The sequence below is a fragment of the Aquisalimonas sp. genome, assembly GCF_007120195.1.
Lineage (GTDB): Bacteria > Pseudomonadota > Gammaproteobacteria > Nitrococcales > Aquisalimonadaceae > Aquisalimonas.
Map to the genome: position 1 here is coordinate 1 of NZ_SKOG01000126.1, position 2,943 is coordinate 2,943.

A 2,943-nucleotide genomic window follows, 5' to 3' on the forward strand; every position below is an offset into this window, starting at 1 on the left:
GCCGACGCACATGGAGGAGATCCGCACCCTCGACACCGTCGACCGCGTCGTCGCGCTCCAGCAGGTGCCGATGTTCTCCGAGATCGACGCGGAGGACCTCGAACGGATCGCCGTGGTCACCGCCGAGCGACGCTACGAACCCGGCGAGGCCGTCTTCAGCTACGGGAGCACCGGGGACGAGATGCTGGTCGTCATCGCCGGCGAGGTGGAGGTGCGCCGCCCGGAGGGCGAGCTGATCCGCACCTACGGGCCCGCTGAGCATGTCGGCGAGCTCTCGCTCCTCAGCGGCCGGCCACGGGCCGCGGACGTCGTGGCCGGTGCCGACGGCGTCCACGGTCTCGTCCTCGGCGAGGTCGAGCTGTCGGCCATCCTCGAGGAGCGGCCGGAGGTGGCCAAGGCGATGCTCGGGACCCTGGCGGAGCGCCTCGCGACGATGTGACCCGGCAGGCCACCCGTCTCAGCCGGCCCCGGACCCCGCGAGCAGCTTCCGGGATCCCGACAGGAAGGCCGCCCTGAGGTCGGGGTCGTGGAACGAGCTCGCGATCCGATCGACGATGCCCTCGGCGTCCGAACGGACCGTGGCGGCCTCCTCGTCCCGTCCCAGGGCATCGAGCGACCGGGCCTGGAGCGCTCGGACGTCGAGGAGGACCCGGGCGAGGTCCGTGGATGCTGCGATGTCTGCGCAGCGCTCGAGATGCTCGACGGCCTCGGCGTGGTTGCCGGTCTCGGCCTCGACCACCGCCCTGGCCAGGCCAGCTGTGATCGCCTGGTCCTGCATCTGCCGCTCGGCGACGTAGGCCTCGAGCTCGTCGACGTGGGCGCGTGCGTCGTCGGGACGGCCCTGGGCGAGCGCGAGCCGGGAGGCGGCGAGCAGCGCCTGCGGCCGCATCAGGTACATCATCGAGTTCGGCATGTGCAGCGCGTTGTCGACCAGTTCAGCCGCACGATCGAGGTCGCCGGCCTCCAGGGCACACAGGGCCATGTCGGCAGCCAGCCAGGTGGCGAGCGTCGACCCCGTGGGCATGGACATGAGCTCCAAGGTCTGCGTGTGCAGGTCGACGGCGCGCTGGAGCATGGGACCGCCGATCTGGAGGTAGCAGCTGCCCTCCAGGCACAGGCCCATCGCTCGGATCATCGGGATGCCGGTCGCGTCGGCCGCAGCCACTGCCCGGCGGAGGGAAGCCAGGGCGTCCTCGAGATCGCCTCGCATCATCGCGAGCCGGCCCTGCGCCCCGGCCGCGAAGGCCTCGTCCTCGCGGCTGCCGATACGCAGGGCGATCTCCATGCCGCGCTCGATCGCGGCGATGCCCGCCTCCATGTTCCCGTTGCGCATGTGGCAGGCGGGGATCGCGAAGGACAACAGCTCCGCTTGGAACTTGAGGTGGCCGACCTCCTCGGCCTTGGCCAGCGCCTCCTCCGCCTGGGCGAGGCCCTCGTCGAAGCGGGTCAGGAAGACGTTGGTCGCGGCGAGGTGGCTCAGGCCGAAGAGGAAAGCCTCGTCGTCGTCGAGCTCGGCGCCGAGGCGCTTCACCTCGCGCATGTAGTGCTCGACCTCGTCGAACTCCGCCCCGAGCGTGTGCAGGTAACACTTCTTCATGCAGGCCTCGACCAGCCCGAGCTCGTCGGCGGCGCCTCTGGCGCGGGACTCCGCGTCCGTCAGGTCCGCCAGCGCCTCGTCGCGCTGCCCGAGCATGATGCCGGTGATGAAGGCCAGCTTGTTCTGCCCGGAGATCCACATCGGGGTGTCGTCGCGCCGCTCGCCTTCGTCGCGCAGCCGGGTGTAGACCTCGACCGCCCCCTCGAAGTCGAAGGCCAGCTCCTTGGCCTGCCCGAGGCCCTCCAGCGCCCGCCGCAGCAGGTCGGGGTCGTCGCTGTCCGCCAGGAGGTCGACGGCCTGCTCGAAGCGGCGCTGCGCCTCCGGCAGGGCGTGGGCCCGGAGGGCCCGCTTTCCAGCGTCCAGCAGGTAGGGGATCGCGCGCTCGACCTGTCGGCCGCGGAGCAGGTGCTCGGCGATGTCCTCGACCCGCTCCGGCTGGAGCTGCTCGAGCAGGTCGGCGGCGGCGGCGTGGAGCTGGGACCGCGTGCGTAGCAGCACGGTCTCGTAGATCGCCTCCTGCATCAGGCTGTGCTTGAAGCGGAAGCGCCGCTTCGGCACGCGCGCGACCTCCCGGAGGAACTCGCGCCGCTGGAGCTCGATCAGCGCGTCGTCGAGCCCGGCGACATCCCCGAGCACGGCCACGAGCTCGTCGTAGCGGAACTCGCGTCCCAGCACGCTGGCAGCCTGGGCGACGTCCTTGGCCCCGTCGTCCAGGCGGTCGAGCCGGCTCGTGACGAGGGCGCTGAGGGCGTCGGGGACGACCAGCTGCCCGATCTCAGCGGTTGCGGTCCAGCGCTCCCCGTCCCGGCGGATCAGGTCCTGGTCGATCATCGACCGGATGACCTCCTCGACGAAGTACGGGTTGCCCTCGGAGCGGTCCAGGATCGTGGACCGCACCCGCTCGGGCAGACCGTCGACCTCGAGCAGCGACGCGACGAGGTCGCGGGTCGCGTCGTCTCCGAGGGGTGCCAGCTCGATCGTGACGTGCAGGTGGGGGTGCTCGCGTTCGGCCTGCTCGTGGACCGTCCAGGAGGGGTCGTCGCGTCGCGGGCGGAAGGCGAGCAGGAGCAGGAGCGGTGCACGTTCGGCGGTGTCCAGGAGCTGGGTCACGAGGTCGACGGTGGCCGAGTCCGCCCAGTGGAGGTCCTCGAGCACGAGCACGAGGGGGCGCCGCCCCGCGACGCCCGCGACGAGCTCGTTGACCGCACGGAAGGTCTCGGCCCGGAGCTGGTCGGTGGGGAAGAAGCCGAGCCGCGCGGCGTCGTCGTCGGGCAGCTCCAACCCGAGCATGCCGGCGAGGAACAGCGCGATGTCGCGTGCGCGGCCCGGCACGACCCCCTGGGCGA

2 protein-coding genes are annotated in these 2,943 nt (G+C 71.8%); one reads left to right on the plus strand and one right to left on the minus strand.

Annotated elements, in window-relative coordinates; all coding sequences use genetic code 11:
- Nucleotides 1-439 (plus strand): cyclic nucleotide-binding domain-containing protein (locus QZT63_RS09455; RefSeq protein ID WP_290650630.1); only part of this gene is annotated, 439 nt, incomplete at its 5' end.
- Nucleotides 440-457: 18 nt separating this feature from the next.
- Here the strand turns inward: QZT63_RS09455 and QZT63_RS09460 are convergent.
- Nucleotides 458-2,943: AAA family ATPase (locus QZT63_RS09460; RefSeq protein ID WP_290650631.1), on the minus strand; the 2,486-nt coding region annotated here is incomplete at its 5' end.